This is a genomic window from Mycetocola sp. CAN_C7 (assembly GCF_015752285.1).
In the GTDB taxonomy this organism is placed as follows: Bacteria; Actinomycetota; Actinomycetes; order Actinomycetales; family Microbacteriaceae; genus Mycetocola_A.
The window spans coordinates 117,889-138,033 of sequence record NZ_JADOUY010000003.1 but is presented as its reverse complement, the minus strand read 5'-3'; the positions used below and the strand labels follow the sequence as shown (position 1 = coordinate 138,033).

Sequence of the window (20,145 nt, the reverse complement as noted above, 5' to 3'; positions counted from 1 at the left end):
GAAACTCGAACGGATGCCGTTGGCGTCCGCATCACTTCTGGTACGACGCGTCGTCGAACCCGCTGAGCGACGGGTCGTAGCCGACCCCGCCGACGTCGTACATGGTGGTCATCCAGTGGTAGAACTTGTCTCCGCGTTCGCGCAACAGGTCGTAGAGCCGCTGCATCATCGACTCACGAACCTCGGCCATGTCCGGGAGCGGAAACACGTTGTTGAGTTCGTCCGGGTCTCGGTGCAGGTCGTAGAGCTCGTTGACCGACTCCGGGTTGACGACCAGTTTGTAGCGATCGTTGCGGAGCATCCTCTGGGCGATCGGGAAGTGGTGCCCGTGGTACTCACAGACGATGTCTTCTGCCCAGTCGGGATGCTTCCCGGCGACCAGCGGGACGAGACTGCGCGAATCGACGGCGGGCGACGGGTCGATGCCGGCGATCTCGAGGAAAGTGGCGGTGCAGTCGAGCAGGCTCACGAACTCGTCGCGTACCTGTCCTTCGGGTGCACCGGGGATCCGTACGATGCCCGGGGTCCTGTAGATGTCTTCGTACATCGCCGGCCCCTTGTCGTGCAGGCGGTGGGAGCCGGTGAACTCGCCGTGATCGCAGCTGAAGAAGACGGCGGTGTCGTCGCTGAGGCCGAGCCGGTCCATGGCAGCCATCACGCGGCCGATCTGCTCGTCGATGAGGGTGACGTAACCCCAGTAGATCGCAATGAGCTTGCGGCTCGTTTCGATCGGCATCGTGTCGAACGCCCAGTGGTCGCTGTAGTTCTGCTGCACGGGCGGTTTGCCCTGGAACGTCTCGGCGATCGACTTGGGCATTTCGATGTCTGCCGGGTCGAACTTGTCGAAGTACTCGTTCGGCACGACGTAGGGCAGGTGAGGGCCGAAGAAGTGGAGCGCGAGAAAGAACGGAGTGCCGTCGGTGTTCGAATCGGCGGCGTAGCGCTCGAGCATCTCGATGGTGCGGGTGGCGAGGTAGTACTCGAATGTCGCCTCAACGGGCTGATGCAGCCGAGCGGCGAGCAGGTTACCCGGCCCGCCGTTCGGCAGCGTGCCACGAATCTGGTCACTGATCTCGTACGGCGGGAGGCCGTTCTCGGTCAGGTAGGCCAGGTAATCCTCGTTCTCCACCGGGTTGTGCCAGCCGGGCAGATCCGGCCCGTCGAACCCGTAGTCAGCAGCGGTCTTCTCGTTACCCGCGTGCCATTTGCCGATGAGCCCGCAGTTGTAGCCGTTCTCGCGCAGAGCCTTCGAAAAGGTGTACTGCCCGTCAGGCAGGTCCTCCAGGTAACCCACATTGCGCTCGTGGTTGGCGAGCAGCTTGTGGCGGAAGGGAGCCTGCCCGGTGAGCAGGCTCGCACGGGCGGGCGTGCAGATCGCGGTGGGTGTGTACCACCGGTCAAAGCGCGTGCCCGTGCGAGCCAGCTCATCGAGAACCGGCGTTTCAGCCAGCGAGTTGCCGTAGGCACCGAGGGTGTCGACCCGGTGCTGGTCGGTCATGAGAAAGAGGATGTTCCTGGCCTGTGACACTTAGTTGCCTGCTCCTGTGAAGAGGTCTCCGGTGTAGTACGTCGACGGGTCGACCGGTTCTGGCAGCTTGCCTGCTGAGACGAAGTAGTCGTTCATACCCTCGAGCCAGCCGACGACTGACCCGTCTTCGGTGAGTTCATCGAGCTCGGCGGTGGTCATGATCTTGACGTTCTCGGCATCCGCTGCGACCTTCTCCTCGTCGATCTGCAGCATGGCGGCGGTGAGCGCGATGGTCTCGTCCATGTTCTCGGCCCGGTAGTCGATGGCCTCACGCAGGGCGGCAAGCACCTGGGTGACGGTCTCTTCGTTCTCCTCGACGAAGTCGGGGCCCGAGACGAATGCGGTCGGGAACGACACCGTGTCGGAGAAGTCGTCGTTCTCGGCGAGGATGTTCAGGTCAGGAACCTGCTCCTCGATCGTGCCGATCAGCGGGTACCAGATGCCGGCGGCATCCACCTGCTTCGACGCGAACGCCGCGACGACCGTCGACGGGTCCATGGCCACCTTCTCGACGTCGTCGATGGAGAGACCGACGGATTCGAGCGCGAGGTTGAGGATCATGTCGCCGGAGGTCCCCTCGGGCACAGCGACCTTCTTGCCCTTGAGGTCCTCGAGCGATTCGATGCCGGCCTGGGCGATGACACGGTCAGCACTGCCCAGAGTGTTGATGGAGACGATCTTGGCCTGGCCGGATGCCGGCAGCCACATGGCACCGGGGCCGATGTAGCCGAAGTCGAGGTCGCCGGTTCCGAGCGCCTGGATCTGCAGGGGTCCGTTGGTGAAGACGCTGGTGGTCACGTCGATGCCATTCTTCTCCCACAGGCCCTGGTCTTCAGCGATGGCCAGGAGGCTGGCGCCATTGAAGTCGGCGATGTAGCCGAAGTTGACCGGGGTGAGCTCTTCGGGAGCGGCGGCGTCGTCGCCGCCACCTCCTCCGGAGTTGGACGCGCAGCCGGTGAGGGCTAGTGCGACTGCTGCGACGGCGGCGACGATGCCCCGTTTTGTGCGTGCGTGTGTCATGAGTTTTCCTTGGTGTCAGGCCGTCTGGGTTGACGGCGTCGATTCGGCTGCTGTGCCGGTGTTCTGGTGGTAGACCGAGTGCCACACCCGGTTGCGGAGAGCCGTGAATTCGGGGCTCAGCCGCATGTCTTCGGTGCGGGGGTAGGGAAGGTCGACGTCGATGACGTCGAAGATGCGGCCGGGACGGGCCGCCATCACGACGACGCGGTTGGCGAGGAAGACCGCCTCGTCGACGTCGTGGGTGATGAAGACGACAGTGCGTTTCTCCTGACTCCAGGTGTCGAGCAGCTGTTCCTGCAGTTTCACGCGGGTGAGGGCATCCAGCGCGCCGAACGGTTCGTCCATGAGCAGGATGGTCGGGTCGACGGCATAGGCGCGTGCGATGGCGCAGCGCTGTTTCATTCCGCCGGAGAGCATCTTCGGCAGAGCGTCGGCGAACTGGCTGAGCCCGACCATCTCGATGAAGTGCTCGGCCTTCTCCCGTCGCTCTTTGGCTCCGAGTCCGGCTGTCTTGAGGCCGAACTCGACGTTCTTGCGCACGGACAGCCACGGGAACAGGGCGTACTGCTGAAAGATCACGCCACGCTCCGGGCCCGGGCCTGAGACGGCCTTGCCGTTGACGAGCGCCTGGCCGCTGGTCGGGTCGTCGAGTCCGGCCAGGATATTCATGAGGGTGCTCTTGCCGCAGCCGGAGGGTCCGACGACGGTGACGAACTCGTTGTCTGCGACGTCGAGCGACACGTTGTCGAGTGCGATGAACTCGTCACCGCTGAGGTCGAAGGTCTTGGTGACGCCCTGAACCGAGATGCGGGCGGGGTCGGTTCCCCGGGGGGTCACCAGAGGCGAAGCGGTCATCGGCGTTCCTGCCATCCGGTCAGTTTGCGTTCGGCGAAGAGGAGTATGCGGTCCATCAGCAGACCGAGGATGCCGATCGTGATGAGTCCGACGAAGATCGTGGGCAGGTCGTAGTAGATCTGGGCCTGCTGCATCCGGAAACCGAGGCCCTGCTGGGCTGCGATGAGTTCAGCGGCGACGAGGGTGGACCAGGATGCTCCGAGCCCGACGCGCATACCCACGAGGATGAACGGCGTCGAAGCGGGTACCACGACCCGGATGAAGATGCCGCCGTCTTTGCTGCCGAGTACCCGGGCAGCGTTGATGAGGGTGCGGTCGACGTTCACGACGCCCTGGAAGGTCGAGATCACGCAGGCGAAGAACGCGGCGAGGAAGATCACGAAGATCTTCGGCTCTTCACCGATACCCATGAGCACGATGGCGAGTGGGATGATCGCCAGCGGTGGAATGGTACGGAAGAACTGCACCCACGGTTCGATGATCCCGCGGGCGACGGTGTACCAGCCCATGAGGAACCCGACCGGGATAGCCACGAGGGTGCCGAGGGCGAAACCGATGAGCACGCGGGTGAGGCTGGCTGAGATGTCGGTGAGCAGGGTGCCGCTCGCGATCAGCTCGCCCGCCCGTTCGACGACCGCGACCGGGGTCGGCAGCCGGAATCCTGCAAGCGAGAGAGCCCACCAGAGCAGGATGCCGGCGACCACGCTGACGACGTTCAGGGTGAGGAGCAGTTTGCGATTCTTCACTCCGGCTTTGGGCATCTTTTTGGCGGGGGCGCCGGGGAGCCCGCTCGTTGCGATCGCCTGGGTGGCGGTCATGAGCTGCCCTCCCGGTGAGGCGCGCGCCCTGGGGTGCTGATGGTCATGAAATGCTCCTTTGCATGGGGCTGTGCTGAGGCTCGGGCTGTGTTGTTTCGGGATAGCTGGCGAGCAGGGGCGACTGGTGGAACAGGGCGGCGATCGCGCCGAGGGCGCCGTCATCGTCGCCGAGTTGGGCGAGGCGGATGTGTGGGGCGGCTTCGGGCACGGGGAGCAGTTCGTACGCAATGGTCGCGACCGCCTGCTCGAAGATCACCTCGGCGATCTGCACGACCTCGCCGCCGATGACGATCTCGCCGGGGTTGATGGCAACGGCAACCGTGCCGAGGACGCGACCGAGGGCATCCCCCACATCGCGGAGCACCCCGGTGACGATCGGGTCACCCTTCGCGACGGCTGCGCGGAGGTCGTCGAACGAGCTGATGGGCACCCCCTTGGCGGTGCAGCTACCGAAGATGGCGGGCACTGAGGCGATCGTCTCGAGGCAGCCGCGTTTACCGCAGCGGCACTGGATGCCGTTGGGACTGACGGAGACGTGCCCGAGTTCACCCGCGAAACCGGATGCTCCGGTGACGAGATGGCCGCCGACGACGAGTCCGCCGCCGATACCGTCGGAGAGTCGAACGTAGAGGAGGTCCTGCGCGCCGGCACCGCTGCCCCAGATCGCCTCGGCGAGTCCGGCGAAGCGGGTGTTGTTGTCGATGATGACGGAGACGTCGAAGCGGTCGACGAACGAACTGTAGACGAGATCTCCGGCGGGGCGCTGCGGGACGCCCCCCGGGGTGACCGAGGACTTCGGCATTCGGGGGGAGAACGGACCGGGGAAGCCGATGCCGATGCCCTGGAGAGCGCCGTAGTGGGTTCCGGACTCGGTACCCACGCGGTCGATCAGCCGGAAGCAGCTGGCGATACGGTCGGGCCAGCTCGAGTCGGCGTCGTAGAACTCGGCGCCGGAAGCGATGATGTCGTGCGCTGCGTCTGAGACGGCAACGCGCACGCGGCGGTGGCCGAAATCGACGCCCATGAACTGCCCGGCGCCGGGGTCGAGCGCGAGGCGTTCAGCCGGACGGCCACGACCGGCGCGGACGTCGCCGTCGGTGCTGGCGATCGTGATCGCCCCGCGCTCGAGCAGAACGTTCGTGATCTCGGAGAGGGTCGTGCGCGAGAGACCGACGCGGCTGGCGATCTCGCCTCGGGTCAGCGCACCATGCTCCCGAAGCACCCGCAGAATGCGGTCTTCGTGAGTCTGGCGAATGAGTGTATGCACTCCAGCGGGCTTGAACACATGGCAACGATAGGTAGCCCTATTTATTCCGTCAACAGTCCGACATAATTCGGCTCAAAAAATGTCCGGATGGTTACAGAAATGCGAGACGCCCGGTTTTTCGCGGATCGCCGGGGGATGCCTGTCGACGGATGCCGGTGGACAGGGCGGTTCGTGTTCGGTGGCTGCAGCATCCGTCATCGGCTGCCGCCGTTCGCGTTGCTTGATTCAGGCATAGTCTGAGGCGCGATTGACGCACGCGAGAGAGGACCTCATGCCCAAAACACGATTCCCCGCAGCGGTGTTCGGGCACGGTCAGGAGCCGGATGCTCGCTTCACCCTGGCGAACGAGCGGACCTTTCTCGCCTGGATCCGGACCTCGCTTGCGCTGATCGCTGCCGGGGTCGCGCTCGAGGCCCTTCCGCTGCCGATCGAACCCACGCTCCGCCTGGTATCAGCGTTTCTGTTCCTCGCACTCGGCGTTCTCGCTCCAGCGCATGCGTGGGTGAGCTGGGTTCGAATCGAGCGGGCCCTGCGCGAGAGCAACCCGCTCCCCGGGCCCGGATTTTCGGGCATCCTGGCCGCCGGAGTCATTGTGGGCGGCCTGCTCGTCGGCATCGGACTGCTGGTGTGAGGTCGCCGGATTCGAGCTCGTCGGAGCTGTTCGACGAGGGGCTGCAGCCTGAGCGCACCCACCTGGCCTGGCAGCGGACGTTGCTCGCGCTCGGTCTCGGCTGCGCGCTGTCTGCGCGGCTCACGGCGCCACACCTCGGGCTCGCGGGTGTCGCCATCTCGTTCGCCGGACTCGCTGCCGTTGCCGTCGCCTCTGTTGCGATCCGGCTTCGCTACCGGCGAATCAACGCCTCACTGCGGTCGACGCAGACCCTCTCGTCGGTCGGCGCCGGGCCTCTTGCACTGGTCGCAGTGGCGACCGGATGCCTCGGCGTGCTGGCGATTCTCTTCGTCGTGTTCGGGTCGGGTGCGATTGTCTGAGCGCAGGCGCCCGCGCTAGCGCCCGTGCTGCACTTTCGTGTCGATGCTGCAGTTGCAACTGCAGCATCGACGTAAAGGTGCAGCACGGATGCGCCCGACGCGCCGCGCGGGCCTCAGCGCACCGGCCGCCCGGCCTGCGTCACCGTCGTGCGGATCCGGTACAGGCTCGCCGATGCCGTGAGATACAACTCGGTGCCATCGGGCCCGCCGAAGCACACGTTCGACACCACCTCCGGCACCGGAATCTCGAGCAGCAGCTCACCGTCCGCACTGAGAACCTGCACCGCAGAGCCCGCCGACGTCCAGACGCGACCGGCCGTGTCGACGCGCAGCCCGTCCGTCGTGCCCGGCGGGGTCGCAAACACGCGCCCCTCCCCCGCGATGAGTCCACCCGCGACGTCATAAACGCAGATGTACCCCTCGTCGCCCGTGCGACCGGTGTCGGTCACATACAGCAGCCGCTCATCGGGCGACAACGCCAGCCCGTTCGGGTGCACCAGCTCGGTGATCACCGCGGCGAGCTCCCCGGATGCCGGATCGAAACGGAAGACGAAGCATCCGCCGTATTCTTGCTCGCCGGGGTGACCCTCACGACCGCTCTCCTGGATTCCGTAGGGCGGGTCGGTGAACCAGATCGCCCCATCGGATGCCACGACCACGTCGTTCGGCGAGTTGAACCGGTGGCCGTTCCAGCTGTCGATGAGCACCTCGACCTGACCGCCGACCTCGCGCTCGACCGCCCGGCGGCCGTGGCTGCACTGAACGACCTGCCCGCCGAGATCGAGAGTGCGACCGTTCGTGTACTCGACGGCGTTGCGGTGTACCTGCGTCTCGCCGCTCGTGCGGTCGAACGCGAGGATGCGGTTGTTCGGGATGTCGCTGAACCACACCGACTGCGTGGCGGGGACCCAGACCGGGCCCTCGAGCCATTCGCCTCCGGTCCAGAGCTTCTCGAGATCGCCGGCGATCAGGCCGGAACTGTCTGCGGGGGTGGCGTGCGTGGCATCCGTCATGGCTTCACGCTAGCAACCCCGGGCCCGACGTAGCTGGCGGAGTTTTCTGTGTCTTACCGGTTGCCAGCGGCTCACACCAGGGGCACTCTGGTTGAGCGAAGCGGTCAGAGAAGGGAGAAGCCTCATGGTTGCCTTAGGCGGCGTCCTCCCGGCTGGAGCAATGACGCCATGAACCCGATCCTGATCGGAGCCGTCGGCGGGCTGGCGTGGGCGGCAAGCCTGCGCGCATTCATGGTCGAGCTTGCCGGATCTGAGACGCAGGTGGCATGGCTCGAGACGTTCGTCGGCATCCTGTTGCCAGGGCTGGTGGCTGGCGGGCTCCTCGGGTGGGCCGAAGTGCGACGTCGATCCGGTCGCCCTGCTCGAGCTCTGATTCTTGCGCCTCTTCTCTTTCCGGTGGCGACGCTGTCCTTGCCGGGCCAGCTGCCGACCCTGCTCACGACTGGCCTGGGCAGCGGTGCGATCGCCGTGCCGCTCCTCGGTCTGGCCGGTGGGTATGCCCTGGCCGGGAGCCGACGCTGGGCGCGCATCGTCTGCGGTGTGTTCGCGCTGTCGATTGTGCCGTTGGGTGCCGTCGCAGCGGCGATCGCGGGCATCCCGGTCACTGCGCGCGGCATGTGGGTCGCCGTCCTGTTCTTCTCATTGCTCACCGTTCAGGCCTGGGCCTGCGCGATCCCGTTGCGTGCGGCGCCCGGTCACCCGACCGCCGAGCCGGGCTCATCGACTGCTCGACGGCACGCGACGACACCTCCACTCGCGCCCTGACCGACGGATGGCGCGGCACGCAGCTGCGAACGACAAAAACGGTCGCTATCCGCGAGGAGTAGCGACCGTTTTTGTCGTATGTAACACGTATCGGCGAGAGACCTACGCGGCGGACGCCGGAATCGTCGCCGTGTCTGGCTTCCAGACGTCAGCTTCCTGAGCGGTCGATGAACGTGGTGGGGATTCGCTGCGATGCGACAGTCCCGCCGGCAATGAGCTCCAGCAGGCCGACGACGCCTGCTCTGCCGATGGCTGCAGCGTCGTGCCGCACCGCGCTGATCGGCGGTGTCACGAATTCGAACCACTCGAGATCATCGAATGACACGACCTCGATAGCGGATGCCGCCGAGGCGCCAAGACGGTGACGCAGGGCGCGCATCGCCCCAACGGTGGTCGGCCCGTTCGCGCCGAATACCACCGTCGGATGCACCCCTCGATCGAGGATGCGCAGCATGGCGCGCTCGGCTCCTTCGGCGAGGAAGTCACCGGCATCGATGAAAGCATCATCGGCGTTGATGCCGTGAGACGAACGGCCTGCAAGATACGCCGCCAGTCGCTCAGCACCCGTCGAAATCGTGGTCGGTCCTCCGACGAAGGCAACGTCGGTGTGCCCACGGGTTTGCAGCCAGTCGAGGACCAGGCCGATGCCCTGGCTGTTGTCTGTCGCAAAGTATGGCGCGTCGAGACCGTCGACCAACCGGTTCAGCAGAACGACCGGCAGGCCGGAGCCGAGCAAAGACGTCAATTGGGGCGAGACCGGTCCCTGCGGTGACAGCAGCAGTCCGTCGATGCGCTGGGAGGCAAAGATGCGCAGGTACTCGTCGGCCTGGGTCTCGTCTTCGTTTGCGTTGGCGAGGAGCACCGTGTAGCCGAGGCGCATCGCTTCGCGCTCGGCGGCACGGGCGAGTTCGGAGAAGAACGGGTTTCGGATGTCTGAGACCAGCAATCCGAGCACGTTGGTGCGGGCGCTGCGCAACGATCGCGCCGGACCGTTGGCAATGTAGTTCAGCTCGGCGGCGGCCGCGTGAACGAGGGAACGCGCCTTGGGCGATGTGTTATGTCCACCGCTGAGCACGCGAGAGGCGGTGCCAAGAGAGACCCCGGCGCGCTCGGCGACATCCTTGATCGTCGACATGCGTCACCTTTCTCTGGAAACGTTTCATCAGTTTCGTGCACGCGAGCGCAGCGCGCAAATCTCAGAGCAAGGGTCGAGCGGTCGGCATGAACAGCATTTGCAGTTGCGCCCATCTGGAGCTTAAGCAATAGTGGAAACGTTCCCAATTGGAAACGTTTCCACCCGGAGGATCAATGTCGACCATTCAGGCCATCGCTTGCTTACCGAGCGACCTCGACCGTCGCGTTCTCGTCGTGGGAAGCGTGAACCAGGACATCATCGTCCGAACGGCCCGGCAGCCGTCACCGGGAGAAACGGTAACCGGCGTGAGTCTCGACACCGGGCTCGGCGGCAAGGGGCTCAACCAGGCGGTTGCAGCAGCACGGGCCGGTGCAACGGTCCTCATGGTCGGCGCCGTCGGCGATGACGCGGCCGGCGCGGCCGCTCGAAACCAGCTCAGTGCCGACGGAATCAGCACCGACCGGGTCTTGGTCCGCAGCGGCACACCCACCGGCTCCGCCGTGGTGACCGTCGATGACACCGGAGAGAACTCCATCATCGTCGTGCCCGGTGCCAACGGAACACTCGATGGCGACGATGTACGAGGGATGCTCACCGACCTCCGGACGACGGACATCCTGCTTTTGCAGAACGAACTGCCGCCTGCGGCGGGGTCAGCAGCCGCCAGGGCGGCTCGCGCGGCCGGAGCCACGGTCGTCTGGAATGCGGCGCCCGCGCCGATCACGTTGGACAACATCCCTGACCCCATCGATGTCCTAATCGTGAATGTGCATGAGCTCGTGCGCGTCGCCGACTTGCTCGGCGTCGCCGAGTCAGAGCGCGACTCACTCGCCGCAACGGTCGGACGTCGGTTGAACGCCGTCGTGGTGTGCACCCTCGGTGGTGATGGCTCGATGGTGTTCGACGGCGGTCGCCACGAGAGCGTGGCCGCAGTATCCGTCGATGTCGTTGACACGACTGCGGCGGGCGACACCTTCATCGGCTACCTCGCCAGCAAGCTCCCTTTCGACGCGATCTCGGCCGCACACCTGCGTGTCGCTGGAGCTGCCGCCGGGCTCACTGTGACCCGGCCGGGCGCATCCGACTCAATCCCCTACCGCGGCGAGGTCAATCTGGCCGCCGGATCAACCACCGCCACCACCACCTGGAGCACACCATGAGAGTTTCCCTCGGAGCCGACCACGCCGGTTTCCCCTTTAAGCAGCTCGTCCACGACGCGATCACCGCGCTCGGACACGAGGTCATCGACTGCGGCACAGACAGCACTGACCCCGTCGACTTTCCTGACATCACCGTAGCGACCTGCATCCCGGTACTCGACGGTCGGGCGGAGCGAGCGATTCTCGTCTGCGGGTCGGGCGCCGGCGCGATCATGGCGGCCAACAAGATCCGCGGCATCCGATGCGGCCTCGCAAACGAACCGTTCTCAGCCCACCAGGCGGTCGAGCACGACGACGCGAACGCCATCGCGCTCGGAGCGTGGCTGGCACCACGGGCGTTCATCGACGACATCGTGGCGAACTTCCTCAACGCGACCTTCGACGATGACGATGACACCCGGCGCCGGGTCGCCAAACTCAATGCGCTCGATGACCGCATCGCTGCGCTCGTCCCCGAACTGAACTGACCTTTACCCACCACATTCACCGGCCGCGCGCTCGCGCGTGGCACGATCAAAGGAGATCCACCATGACAGACACCGTCGCACAGCCCAAGACATCCCTTCGAGGGTCACCGGACCGGCTGAAAACCTCGATCGCCGCCGGCATCGGCACCAGCGTTGAGAACTACGACTTCATCGCTTACGGCACCGCATCAGCCCTGTACTTCGGAGCCGTGTTCTTCCCCGAGGAAGACCGGTTCATCGGCACACTACTGAGCTTCGCCACCCTCGCTGTCGGCTTCCTCATGCGCCCACTCGGTGGCGCGATCGGTGGCTACATGGCCGACCGATTCGGACGCAAACCCGTGCTGGTGGCCGCGATGATCGTCATGGGAGGCGCGACGTTCTGCATCGGCATCCTCCCGACGTACGCGACTGTCGGTGTTCTCGCACCCGTGCTTCTGGTGCTCATCCGCATGATCCAGGGCCTGGCCTTCGGAGCGGAATGGGGCGGCGCCATCACCATGGCCTACGAACACGCACCGGCAAACCGCCGAGGCATGTACGCAGCCATCCCTCAGGCAGGCAACCCGCTCGGCATCGCGATGGCAAGCGCGATGTTCGTCTTCAGCGCCGGTCTCGAAGGCGACTGGCAGTGGCGGACGCCGTTCCTCCTCAGCGCTGTCCTCGTGATCGCGGCTCTCTTCGTACGCTCACGGCTCAGCGAGTCTCCCGAGTTCGAAGACGCGAAGGCATCAGGCAAGACCGTGAAGAACCCGTTCCTGTCGGCGTGGCGCAACGACTGGAAGAGCATCCTCCGGGTCGTCTCGCTGCGAATCGTCGAGTCCTTCACCTACTACTCGACAGCAACGTACCTGCTCAACTACCTGTCCGAGCGTTTCCCCGACATCCGGCCCCTGGCTCTCGGCGCGATCACCGCGGCGAGTCTCCTCGCGATCTTCGTCACCTTTGCGGCAGGAAGCCTGAGCGACAAGGTCGGCCGAAAGCCGCTGTACATCGCGGGATGTATCGCTGCCATGGCCTTCGCCTTCCCGATGTACCTGCTGACAAACGACGCCGTTCCTGCCCTCGTCGTACTGACGTTCGTGATCGGCATCGGTGTCATCCACGCCACGCTCACGGGCGTGCAGGGCTCGCTCCTGACCGAACAGTTCGGCACGGCCACCCGGACGTCCGGAGCATCCATGGGTTACCAGATCGCCGCATCCGTGGGCGGATTCGCCCCGCTCATCGCTGCGCTCATGGTCGGAGCAATCGGCTGGCCTGGAGCCTCGCTGGTCGTTCTGCTCGCGGCGACGATTGGCCTCATCGGCATCCTCACCACCCGTGAGACCTGGGGCAAGGCGGAGCGTCAGCGGGTCGCCGAAGCGCTCGCGGTAGAAGAAGCCCGTTAAGCACCGACTCCACATCAGAACGGCCGCTGCCTCGGAAAGGCAGCGGCCGTTCTTCGTCTGACCGCGGCGGCATCCACACGCACCGAGACCGAGGGCATCCCTTCCGGACCAGACCTCTCGGCACACAGGATGCCCTCGATCGCAGCGGATGCTCTCGCGCCAGGTGCGCGCTCACCCGCAGCTCGGACGACAAAAACGGTCGCTATCCGCGAGGAATAGCGACCGTTTTTGTCGTATGTGAGAGACGTATCGGCGAGAGACCTACGCGGCGGACGCCGGAATCGTCGCCGTGTCGATCACGAAGCGGTAGCGAACGTCACTCTTGATGACGCGCTCGTACGCCTCGTCGACCTGGTCGGCGTCGATGACCTCGACGTCGGCACCGAGACCGTGCTCAGCGCAGAAGTCGAGCATCTCCTGGGTTTCACGGATGCCACCGATGTTCGATCCGGCGAGGGTGCGGCGTCCGCCGGTGAGGGAGAACACGCGGAACTCCTGCGGCTTCTCGGGCAGACCCACGAAGACCATCGACCCGTTGAGGGTGAGCATCGACAGGTACTTGTCGATCGGCAGGTCGGCTGAGACCGTGTTGATGATGAGGTCGAAGCGCTTGCGGTTCTTCTTGAAGGTCTCGGGATCCGAGGTCGCGAAGTAATCGGTCGCGCCGAGGCGCATGCCGTCGTCCTGCTTCGACAGCGTCTGGCTGAGCACGGTCACTTCAGCACCGAGCGCCGCAGCGATCTTGACGCCCATGTGGCCGAGTCCGCCCATGCCGACGATCGCGACCTTCTTGCCCGGGCCTGCACCCCAGTGCTTGAGCGGCGAGTAGGTGGTGATGCCGGCGCAGAGCAGCGGTGCGGCGATGTCGAGGCTGATGCCCTCAGGGATCGACAGCACGTAGTTCTCGTTCGCGACGATCGAGGTGCTGTAGCCGCCGTAGGTCTCCTCGCCCGAGTACTCGCGGCCGTTGTAGGTCGCGACGTTGCCCTTGAGGCAGAACTGCTCCTCACCGGCGAGGCAGTTCTCGCACTCGCGGCAGGAATCGACGAAGCATCCGATGCCGACGCGATCGCCGACCTGATGCTTGCTGACGTCTGAACCGACGGCGCTGACGATGCCGGCGATCTCGTGGCCGGGCACCATGGGGAAGATCGCTGCACCCCACTCTTCGCGCGCCTGGTGGATGTCTGAGTGGCAGATGCCTGCATAGGCGATGTCGATCTGCACGTCGTTCGAGCCGACGTCGCGGCGTTTGATGGTGGAGCGCTCGAAGGCGGCGCCAGCGGATGCTGTAACGAGAGCGGGCACGGTGGTGGTCAAGGATTACCTCCGGAAGTTGATTGGGCAGACGCTTCTGCACTGCCGTCTTCAAGGCTACAACTTCGTTCTGGGTGCACCCCGAGCCTTGACAGGCACTCCGGCTCCTCCCCCGCCGGCTGGAGCGAGCCCGCGCCGCCCAAACCCCCGACCGCTGCAGATCCAGTGGAATGCTGCTGTTGCAACTGCCGCACTCGACTGGAACTGCAGCACCGGGCGAGGGACCGCGGCCCGCGGAGCCTTCTCCGATATATTGACCGGTGAGCGCCACAATGAAGGAGGCATCGGTGAGGTCGACGATGCACGACGTGGCGCGCGTGGCCGGGGTCTCGATCAAGACGGTCTCGAACGTCATCAACGATCATCCGCATGTCAGCACCCAGGTCCGCGACCGGGTACGCAGCGCCATCCTCGAGCTGGATTACCGGCCGAACCTCTCAGCACGGGGGCTGCGCTCCGGCAAAACCGGCGTGATCGGACTCGCCGTCCCTGCCCTCCGCGAGAGCTACTTCGCCGAGCTCGCCGACTCCGTGATCCGGGCAGCCGAGAAACGCGGACTCAGCGTGCTCATCGGGCAGACGAACGGCGACCGCGCCAAAGAACTCGAGGCGGTGAAGGGCGTTCGCCTGCAGGGTACGGACGGGTTGCTGCTCAGCCCCGCCCGACTCGGTCAGCGCGACGTCGACGCGCTCGACGTTCCCCTGCCGCTCGTGCTCCTCGGTGAGCGGATCTTCGGCGGCCCCACCGACCACGTCACCATGCACAACGTGACCTCGGCGCAGGCCGCGGTCGAGCACCTTCTCGCTCGTGGGCGTTCCCGCATCGCCGTCATCGGTGCGCCCGAACCGCTCGCCGAGGATCCGAGCTCAGCGACCCTCCGCCTGCAGGGGTACCGCAAGGCCCTCGCAGCGGCAGGCATCCAGGAGCGACCCGAACTGATCTGCGTGACCGGCCCCTGGGGCCGCGAGGCAGGAGCGACAGCCGTTCGCCGACTCGTTCACGACCGGGTCACATTCGACGCCGTCTTCGCCCTCAACGACACCCTCGGTCTCGGTGCACTGCGCGCGCTCGGCGAAACCGGACTGAGCGTTCCCGACGATGTCGCCGTCATCGGCTTCGACAATATCGACGAAGCCCGCTTCTCGGTGCCGTCGCTGTCGAGCGTCGACCCCGGCCGGGAGTCCATCGCCGAGATGGCCGTGCAGATGCTGGTGGAGCGGATCCGCGAGAAGGGCGACCGCAGGCCACCTCGCCTGAGCAAGCCGGACTTCCACATCGTGACCCGCGAGTCGTCGGGACCCGCCCCGAGCTAGCTGCGCCTCCACTGCCGCGCTCATGCTGCACTTGTGTGTCGATGCTGCAGTTGCAACTGCAGCATCGACACACAAGTGCAGCACCGTTCCCGCCGGGTGCAAAGTCCCCACCACGATGGACCCGGGGCGCTCAGCCGAGCGCCACCGCGGTCCACGACACCGGGGGCAGTGTCACGGTGAGGATGCCGTCCTCGATCGACGCCGACCCGTTCGGCTGCAACCCCACCCGGCCGGGAGCATCCTTCGTGTTCGTGGCGTACACGTCGGCATCCGCCATCATCTGAGTTTCGAGCACCGAGAGGTCGCCGAGCGCTCCGAGGTTCACGCTGACCGTGACCGGCTCGGTGAGTGATCGGTTGACGAGGAACACCGCTGCACGGCCGGTCGAGTCATCGAAGGTCGCGCCGGCATCCACGAGCGGAACAGAGCCGAGCTCGTCGGTCTCGTACTGCGCACTCTCGATTCGGATGTCGAGCGAGACGCCGACGGCAAGCCGCGAGGTCACGGCGAAAGGGAAGAAGGTGGCCTGCCGCCAGGCAGGGCCCCCAGGCTCGGTGGTGATCGGCGCGATCACGTTGACGAGCATCGACATCGCGGCCGAGGTCACCCGGTCAGCGTGCCGCAGAAGCGAGATGAGCAGACCGCCGACGACGACGGCATCCGCCACCGAGTACACATCTTCAGCGAGCCGGGGCGCTTCGGGCCAGTCGTCGCCCTCGATCTCGTCGGTGCGGTAGAACCGGTCGGCCTGCCTCGGGAAGCTGCGCAGGTTCTCGCCGAGGTACCAGACGTTCCATTCGTCGAACGAGATGTTAAGCGTCTTGTCGCTGCGCTTGAGTGCCTTGACGTGGTCGGCGGTCGCGATCACGACGTCGAGGTACCGGTCCATCTTCACCGGTGAGGCGAGGAACGAACCGAGGTCGCCGTTTTTCTCCTGGTAGTAACCGTGGCATGAGATGTAGTCGACATCGTCGTAGGTGTGCTCGAGCACGACCCGGTCCCAGAGCGGAAAAGTCGGCATGGTCGGATGCGACGACCCGGATGCCACGAGCTCCACCCGCGGGTCCAGCTGACGGAGTGCCTTCGCGGTCTGTGATGCCTTCTTGGCGTAGTCCTCGGCGGGCGAGTGGCCGAGCTGCCACGGCCCGTCCATCTCGTTGCCGAGGTACCACATCGAGATTCCGAAGGGCTCGGTGCGCCCGTTCGCGATGCGCTCCTCCGCCAGAGTCGAACCTCGGGCGATGTTCGCGTACTCCACCACGTCGAGGGCGTCCATCGTGTCTGCGGTGCCGAGGTTGACGGCATACATCAGCTCGCCGCCGACCTTCTCGACCCACGATGCGAACTCGTGCAGCCCGACCTCGTTGGTTTCGGTCGCACGCCAGGCCAGGCTCAGGCGGCGCGGGCGGTCGTCGCGCGGTCCGACGCTGTCACGCCACTCGAAGCCCGAGACGAAGTTGCCGCCCGGGTAACGGATGCCGGTGACGCCGAGTTCCTTGACCAGTTCGATGACGTCCTGACGAAAGCCGTCGGCATCCGCCGTCGGGTGACCCGGCTCGTAGATGCCGGTGTAGACGGCGCGCCCCATGTGTTCGATGAACGACCCGAACAGGCGGCGGTTGATGGGTCCGACGACGAAGCTGGGATCGAGGGTCAGGCGTGCGTTGGACATACTTCTCCTTAACAAAGAGGTCAGAGAGCGCCGACTACTTGAGGCTGCCGAGCGACAACCCGCCCTGCCAGTACTTCTGCAGCAGAAGGAAGGCGATGATGAGCGGGATGATCGAGATCAGCGACCCGCTGGTCACGAGGTTCCAGACGATCTGGTTCGCCGTCGCGGAGTTCGACTGGACCTGCCAGGTGTTGAGACCGACGGTGACGGGCAGCAGGGTCTGGTCCGAGATCATCGCGAGCGGCAGGAAGTAGTTGTTCCAGCCGCCGACGACCGAGAGCAGCAGCACCGTCACGACGGCCGGCCGCATCAGCGGCAACGCGATCGTGGCAAAGGTGCGGATCTCGCCGGAACCGTCTACACGGGCGGCGTCGAGCAGCTCGTCGGGAATGGCATCCTGAATGTAGACACGCATCAGGTAGACACCGAACGGGCTCAGCAACGACGGGAGGATCACGGCCCAGATCGTGTTTGTCAGGCCGAGGTTGTTGAAGAGCACGTAGGTCGGGATGACGAGTGCGGTCGCAGGAACCATGACGGATGCCAGTAGCACCATGAAGCTCACGGTGCGGCCGCGGAAGCGGTACTTCGCGAACGCGTAACCGGCCAGGACCGCGAGGACCGTGGCTCCGACCCCGCCGGCGATGGCGTAGAGGAACGAGTTGCCGAGCCACTGCACGTAGATGCCGTTGTTGTACGTCATCAGTTGCGAGATGTTGTCGAACAGGGCGAAATCCTTGTCGAACCACAGCGGTCCGCCGGTTCCCGAGAAGAGCCCCTGTGTCGTCTTGGTTCCGGCGACGATGAGCCACCACACCGGAAGCAGGAAGTAGAGGGACGCGATCGCGAGCAGGATGTGCAGGCCGACGGATTTCTGACCCTTCGGCCGGGAGCCCGCGCGTTTCTTGCGCGGACCGGAGGCCGTGATGGAGTCGTCGACGAGGGGTGCGGGTGAAGTAGCCATCAGCGGAGTCCGCTCTTCTTACGAGTTGCGATGAGGAAAATGATGGAGGCAAGGAAGACCATCAGTCCGAGCGCGAAGGAGATCGCAGACGCGTAGTTGAACTGCTGGTACGAGAACGCCAGGTTGTATGCGTACAGGTTCGGTGTGTACGCGGCGTCGATCGCATTGCCGGCGAGCGGCGCGAGCACTTGCGGTTCGGTGAAGAACTGCAGGGTGCCGATCAGCGAGAACACGATCGTGAGAACCAGTGAGGATGTCACGATCGGCACCTTGATCTGCATCGCGGTCTGCCACTTCGTTGCGCCGTCGATGCGCGCGGCTTCGTAGATCGACGGGTCGATCGACTGCAGCGACGCGTAGATGATGATCATGTAGTAGCCCGTCCACTGCCAGGTGACGATGTTCGTCAGCGACCAGAAGATCGAGTCGGGGCTGAGCATGTCGGGGGCGTTGAGACCGAAGAAGTCGAAGATCGTCGTCGCAGGGCCGAAGGACGGGCTGTAGAGGAAACCCCACATGAGGGCCCCGATCACGCCGGGGATGGCATACGGCGCGAAGATGAGGAGACGCGTGAACTTCGACAGCCTGGTGCGCACGTCGTCGAGGATGAGCGCGAAGATCAGCGCGAGCCCGATCTGCACGGGAACGAAGATGATCGCGAACATGGCCACGCGGCCGAGCCCGGTCATGAAACGTTCGTCGCTGAACGCCCTGACGTAGTTGGCCAGTCCGGAGAATTGCTCGCCGCCGGCGAGGGTATTGGTGTGAAGGCTCATCCAGAACGCGTATGCCAGCGGCAGGACGAGAAAGACGAGGAACACGACGGCGAATGGGGCGAGAAAGACCCAGCCGAATCGAGCGTGTTTACGTTCGAGGCTGGCTCCCCGCTTCCGCTCGGCCGGTGGTCGTGCTGGCTGCTGGAGCTCGGTGGCTGTTGACATGTGTCACTTCCTTGGGACGCAAAAAGGAGGCTGTGCGGGCGGGGCGTGAAACCCCGCCCGCACAGGACCTGACTCAATTCAGGGTGAAACCCTGTTCGGTGGCGTAGGTCTCCAACGACTCCTGAAGCGCATCTGCCGCTTCAGAGCCCGTCAGGTTGCCCGCAATCGCATCGGAGAGCAGACGCTGCGACTCGTCGTAATAGAACTGCGAGAACGGCGAGAACTGCACACCTTCGTAATCCAGGGCTGCCTGGGCGAAGATCTCCTTGTTGATCTGCTGGTTACCGAAGAACTCGTACTCCTGGTCGAGGAAGTAGTCGGACTCGATCATCTCCGGGTAGGCGAGGAACAGTCCACCGACCTCGACGCCGAGCTTCTGACGGTCTTCGTTCGCGTAGAGCTCAGCGGCAACCTTCGTCGCGAGTTCCGGCTCGGTGGCCTGCGTGGTGACGGCCAGGGTGCTCCCACCCCAGTTCACCTGCTTGGGGTTCGCGGCATCCCACTGCGGGATCGGGGCTGCGCGCCAGACGGCACCCTCTTCAGGGTTCTCGAACGCGGAGATGTGCACGCTGTACCAGACCGGGTACACCGCGGTGGCGTACGAGCCCGCGCCGAGTGCGGTGGTGAACTCAGGAGTCCATGCCTGGTCGGTGCCGACGAGGCCGCGGTCGACGAGGTCGAGCCAGTACTCGTAGACCTTCTTGCTCGCGTCATCGTTGTGGTTGATGGTGATCTCGGTCGGGTTGCTGTTGTCGAATTCGAACGGCACAGCGCCGGCCTGGTCGAGGAAGGCGGTGTGCTGACCGGCACCGTTCGGTGCGAAGTTGCCGATCTTGACGTCTCCACCGGTCGCCGCGTCGAGTGCTTCGGCCGCTGCCGCGTACTCGTCCCACGTCGTCGGGATGGCGATGCCGTACTCCTCGAAGATGTCGGCGCGGTACCACATGCCGACCGGTCCGAGGTCGACCGGAACAGCGTAGACGCCGTCGCCGCTCGAGACATCGCGCAAGGCGCCCTCGGTGAAATTGCCTGTGTACTCATCGATGCCGTACTCGGTCATGTCGACGAGTCCGCCCTGGATGAGGAAGCTGTTCAGCCAGTCGTACTCGACCTGCACGATGTCAGGTGCGCCCGACTTCGACTGAAGCGACGTGGAGAGCTTGGTGTACGCGTCGCCACCCTGGCCGGCGTTCGACCAGCAGACCTGCACGTCGTCGTTGGACTCGTTGAAGTGGTCGACGGTCTCTGCGGTGTCTGGGAGCCATCCCCAGTACGTGACGACAGGGACGTCTTTCACCTTGATCTCGTTGGTGCAATTGGTTTTGCTGGCGCCGGAGCCGCTTCCACCGCTCCCGCTGCCGCCGTTACCGGCCGAGCAGCCGACAAGTGCGGCGGCCAGTGCCGTGGTCATGCCTGCTGCAAGCAGGACTCTTTTTCTGGTCATGTGATTGCTGGTCCTTTCGCGGTGCAAAGACACCGTTGTCGGCGGCACGGGGGTGCCGCTGTTGCTGCGAGAGAAAACGCACGTA

19 protein-coding genes are annotated in these 20,145 nt (G+C 65.1%); 7 read left to right on the top strand and 12 right to left on the bottom strand.

The annotated features are described in order from the left end of the window. Nucleotides 1–31: 31 nt before the first annotated feature. The 5 genes from IWX78_RS07325 to IWX78_RS07305 are packed head-to-tail and all read right to left on the bottom strand — an operon-like array spanning nucleotide 32 to nucleotide 5,488. The gene (locus IWX78_RS07325; RefSeq protein ID WP_442929222.1) at nucleotides 32–1,528 is read right to left on the bottom strand and encodes a sulfatase-like hydrolase/transferase; all 1,497 of its coding nucleotides are present in this window, start codon (nucleotides 1,526–1,528) and stop codon (nucleotides 32–34) included. Further along, nucleotides 1,529–2,548 (bottom strand): aliphatic sulfonate ABC transporter substrate-binding protein, encoded by a 1,020-nt coding sequence (locus tag IWX78_RS07320; RefSeq protein WP_196832875.1) that lies wholly within the window; start codon nucleotides 2,546–2,548, stop codon nucleotides 1,529–1,531. Nucleotides 2,549–2,563: 15 nt separating this feature from the next. Then, the gene (locus IWX78_RS07315) at nucleotides 2,564–3,403 is read right to left on the bottom strand and encodes an ABC transporter ATP-binding protein (protein ID WP_196832874.1); all 840 of its coding nucleotides are present in this window, start codon (nucleotides 3,401–3,403) and stop codon (nucleotides 2,564–2,566) included. Then, on the bottom strand, nucleotides 3,400–4,221 hold the full coding sequence (locus IWX78_RS07310; RefSeq protein ID WP_334684619.1) for an ABC transporter permease: 822 nt from the start codon (nucleotides 4,219–4,221) through the stop codon (nucleotides 3,400–3,402). Before IWX78_RS07310 ends, IWX78_RS07315 begins: the two co-directional genes overlap by 4 nt. 43 nt (nucleotides 4,222–4,264) lie before the next feature. Then, nucleotides 4,265–5,488, bottom strand: a complete 1,224-nt coding sequence (locus tag IWX78_RS07305) for an ROK family transcriptional regulator (RefSeq protein ID WP_196832873.1) — start codon at nucleotides 5,486–5,488, stop codon at nucleotides 4,265–4,267. Nucleotides 5,489–5,759: 271 nt separating this feature from the next. Here IWX78_RS07305 and IWX78_RS07300 point away from each other — a divergent pair, with 271 nt between their 5' ends. Both IWX78_RS07300 and IWX78_RS07295 read left to right on the top strand, forming a co-directional pair. After that, nucleotides 5,760–6,119, top strand: a complete 360-nt coding sequence (locus IWX78_RS07300) for a YidH family protein (RefSeq protein ID WP_196832872.1) — start codon at nucleotides 5,760–5,762, stop codon at nucleotides 6,117–6,119. After that, nucleotides 6,116–6,478 carry a DUF202 domain-containing protein gene (locus IWX78_RS07295; RefSeq protein WP_196832871.1) on the top strand — a complete coding sequence of 121 codons (363 nt, stop codon included), beginning with the start codon at nucleotides 6,116–6,118 and terminating at the stop codon, nucleotides 6,476–6,478. The genes IWX78_RS07300 and IWX78_RS07295 overlap by 4 nt, the downstream gene beginning before the upstream one ends. 113 nt (nucleotides 6,479–6,591) lie before the next feature. On the opposite strand, the gene IWX78_RS07290 is transcribed toward IWX78_RS07295, so the two are convergent. Continuing rightward, nucleotides 6,592–7,491 (bottom strand): SMP-30/gluconolactonase/LRE family protein, encoded by a 900-nt coding sequence (locus IWX78_RS07290; protein ID WP_196832870.1) that lies wholly within the window; start codon nucleotides 7,489–7,491, stop codon nucleotides 6,592–6,594. Between the two features lie 168 nt (nucleotides 7,492–7,659). Between IWX78_RS07290 and IWX78_RS07285 the strand changes: the two genes are divergently transcribed. Continuing rightward, a complete protein-coding gene (locus IWX78_RS07285) occupies nucleotides 7,660–8,256 on the top strand; it encodes a hypothetical protein (protein ID WP_196832869.1) in 597 nt (198 codons plus the stop codon). Between the two features lie 148 nt (nucleotides 8,257–8,404). On the opposite strand, the gene IWX78_RS07280 is transcribed toward IWX78_RS07285, so the two are convergent. Continuing rightward, nucleotides 8,405–9,391, bottom strand: a complete 987-nt coding sequence (locus tag IWX78_RS07280) for a LacI family DNA-binding transcriptional regulator (protein ID WP_196832868.1) — start codon at nucleotides 9,389–9,391, stop codon at nucleotides 8,405–8,407. A 173-nt stretch (nucleotides 9,392–9,564) separates the two neighbouring features. On the opposite strand from IWX78_RS07280, the gene IWX78_RS07275 reads away from it, so the two are divergent. The 3 genes from IWX78_RS07275 to IWX78_RS07265 all read left to right on the top strand — a co-directional run bounded on the left by IWX78_RS07275 (nucleotide 9,565) and on the right by IWX78_RS07265 (nucleotide 12,409). Further along, the gene (locus tag IWX78_RS07275) at nucleotides 9,565–10,551 is read left to right on the top strand and encodes a ribokinase (protein WP_196832867.1); all 987 of its coding nucleotides are present in this window, start codon (nucleotides 9,565–9,567) and stop codon (nucleotides 10,549–10,551) included. Next, nucleotides 10,548–11,018 carry an RpiB/LacA/LacB family sugar-phosphate isomerase gene (locus tag IWX78_RS07270; RefSeq protein WP_196832866.1) on the top strand — a complete coding sequence of 157 codons (471 nt, stop codon included), beginning with the start codon at nucleotides 10,548–10,550 and terminating at the stop codon, nucleotides 11,016–11,018. The genes IWX78_RS07275 and IWX78_RS07270 overlap by 4 nt, the downstream gene beginning before the upstream one ends. Before the next feature lie 62 nt (nucleotides 11,019–11,080). After that, nucleotides 11,081–12,409, top strand: coding sequence for an MFS transporter (locus IWX78_RS07265; protein WP_196832865.1), 1,329 nt, complete (start codon nucleotides 11,081–11,083; stop codon nucleotides 12,407–12,409). Nucleotides 12,410–12,670: 261 nt separating this feature from the next. Here IWX78_RS07265 and IWX78_RS07260 read toward each other — a convergent pair whose 3' ends face one another. Next, nucleotides 12,671–13,729, bottom strand: coding sequence for an NAD(P)-dependent alcohol dehydrogenase (locus IWX78_RS07260; RefSeq protein ID WP_196832864.1), 1,059 nt, complete (start codon nucleotides 13,727–13,729; stop codon nucleotides 12,671–12,673). Between the two features lie 284 nt (nucleotides 13,730–14,013). On the opposite strand from IWX78_RS07260, the gene IWX78_RS07255 reads away from it, so the two are divergent. Further along, nucleotides 14,014–15,039, top strand: coding sequence for a LacI family DNA-binding transcriptional regulator (locus tag IWX78_RS07255; RefSeq protein ID WP_334684618.1), 1,026 nt, complete (start codon nucleotides 14,014–14,016; stop codon nucleotides 15,037–15,039). A 130-nt stretch (nucleotides 15,040–15,169) separates the two neighbouring features. On the opposite strand, the gene arfA is transcribed toward IWX78_RS07255, so the two are convergent. From arfA to IWX78_RS07235, 4 genes are all read right to left on the bottom strand, one after another. Next, the gene (arfA, locus tag IWX78_RS07250; protein WP_196832863.1) at nucleotides 15,170–16,711 is read right to left on the bottom strand and encodes an arabinosylfuranosidase ArfA; all 1,542 of its coding nucleotides are present in this window, start codon (nucleotides 16,709–16,711) and stop codon (nucleotides 15,170–15,172) included. A gap of 34 nt (nucleotides 16,712–16,745) precedes the next feature. Then, nucleotides 16,746–17,675, bottom strand: a complete 930-nt coding sequence (locus IWX78_RS07245) for a carbohydrate ABC transporter permease (protein WP_196832862.1) — start codon at nucleotides 17,673–17,675, stop codon at nucleotides 16,746–16,748. Beyond that, nucleotides 17,675–18,616: a carbohydrate ABC transporter permease gene (locus IWX78_RS07240; protein WP_196832861.1), complete on the bottom strand. Its 942-nt coding sequence runs from the start codon at nucleotides 18,614–18,616 to the stop codon at nucleotides 17,675–17,677. The genes IWX78_RS07245 and IWX78_RS07240 overlap by 1 nt, the downstream gene beginning before the upstream one ends. A 73-nt stretch (nucleotides 18,617–18,689) precedes the next feature. Then, nucleotides 18,690–20,060 carry an ABC transporter substrate-binding protein gene (locus tag IWX78_RS07235; protein ID WP_196832860.1) on the bottom strand — a complete coding sequence of 457 codons (1,371 nt, stop codon included), beginning with the start codon at nucleotides 20,058–20,060 and terminating at the stop codon, nucleotides 18,690–18,692. Nucleotides 20,061–20,145 lie beyond the last annotated feature (85 nt).